A 1,267-nucleotide genomic window follows, 5' to 3' on the forward strand; every position below is an offset into this window, starting at 1 on the left:
TAATAGGTCAAGCTACAAAGGGCGTATGGTGAATGCCTTGGCATCAGGAGCCGATGAAGGACGTGATAAGCTGCGATAAGCTTCGGGTAGGCGCACATAGCCAGAGATCCGAAGATTTCCGAATGAGGAAACTCACATGGGAAACCCCATGTACTATATAGTGAATACATAGCTATATAGGGGTAACCCGGGGAACTGAAACATCTAAGTACCCGGAGGAAGAGAAAGAAAAATCGATTTCCTAAGTAGCGGCGAGCGAAATGGAAAGAGCCCAAACCAAGAATTTATTCTTGGGGTTGCGGATATAACATAAAGCGAAGCAATTCATAATTGAAGCTGTTTGGAAAGACACACCGTAGAAGGTAATAGTCCTGTAAGTGAAATGAATTGTTAGCGAGTTATACTCCAGAGTACCACGAGACACGTGAAACCTTGTGGGAAGCAGGGAGGACCACCTCCCAAGGCTAAATACTACCTGATGACCGATAGTGAAGCAGTACCGTGAGGGAAAGGTGAAAAGAACCCCGGGAGGGGAGTGAAATAGAACCTGAAACCGTATGCCTACAACCGGTCAAAGCCCCTTATGAGGGTGATGACGTGCTTTTTGTAGAACGAGCCAACGAGTTACGGTATGTAGCAAGGTTAAGGACTTAAGGTCTGGAGCCGAAGGGAAACCAAGTCTTAATAGGGCGACTAGTTGCATGCTGTAGACCCGAAACCGGGTGACCTATCCATGGCCAGGTTGAAGCGAGGGTAAAACCTCGTGGAGGACCGAACCACGTTGCTGTTGAAAAAGCATGGGATGAGCTGTGGATAGCGGAGAAATTCCAATCGAACTCGGAGATAGCTGGTTCTCCTCGAAATAGCTTTAGGGCTAGCGTCGCGAAATGTAACTACTGGAGGTAGAGCACTGAATGGGCTAGGGGGCATAGCGCTTACCGAACCTTATCAAACTCCGAATGCCAGATAGTGTTAGCGCGGCAGTCAGACTGCGAATGATAAGATCCGTAGTCAAAAGGGAAACAGCCCAGATCGTCAGCTAAGGTCCCAAAGTGTAAGTTAAGTGGGAAAGGATGTGGGATTTCTAAGACAACTAGGATGTTGGCTTAGAAGCAGCCACTCATTGAAAGAGTGCGTAATAGCTCACTAGTCGAGAGATCCTGCGCCGAAAATGTAACGGGGCTAAACTTACCACCGAAGCTACGGGTTCACACTTAGTGTGAGCGGTAGAGGAGCGTTGTAATCGGGCTGAAGTCGTACCGTAAGG

Annotated in this window: 1 rRNA gene; it reads left to right on the forward strand. The window is 48.1% G+C overall.

Features of this window, described 5'->3' with window-relative positions:
* Nucleotides 1–5: 5 nt before the first annotated feature.
* A 23S ribosomal RNA gene (locus CLTHE_RS00035) occupies nucleotides 6–1,267 on the forward strand; the annotation flags it as partial.

The sequence above is a fragment of the Clostridium thermobutyricum DSM 4928 genome (assembly GCF_002050515.1).
In the GTDB taxonomy this organism is placed as follows: Bacteria; Bacillota; Clostridia; order Clostridiales; family Clostridiaceae; genus Clostridium; species Clostridium thermobutyricum.